Annotated in this window: 1 protein-coding gene; it reads right to left on the bottom strand. The window is 34.9% G+C overall.

Translation table 11 applies throughout. From position 1 onward, the window contains the following. A partial coding sequence (locus ACRHOC_RS15330) for an AAA family ATPase (protein ID WP_431159460.1) occupies positions 1 to 229 on the bottom strand: 229 nt, incomplete at both ends.

Genomic DNA, 229 nt, shown 5'->3' with positions numbered 1-229 from the left:
TTTAAGACGTTCTTTCTTATTTGCCTTTAATAATCCATATGGTCGCTTATGAACTATTAGAGCTTTTTCAAATGCTTTAAACATACGCTCTCTTTCATTGGCTTTATCTCTAAGATCATCTGGCTCCCACGGTGTCTCAATATAGGATAAAACATAGGGTTCATACGAATTTTTAAGCGCATATTCTTCTAAAAGCGGTTCACAGGTTCCTGAATAATAGGTTTCACTA

Source organism: Winogradskyella poriferorum (genome assembly GCF_050618035.1).
GTDB classification, from domain to species: Bacteria; Bacteroidota; Bacteroidia; order Flavobacteriales; family Flavobacteriaceae; genus Winogradskyella; species Winogradskyella poriferorum_A.
The sequence above is the reverse complement of the archived record's forward strand: the minus strand, read 5'-3'. Positions and strand labels throughout refer to the sequence as shown.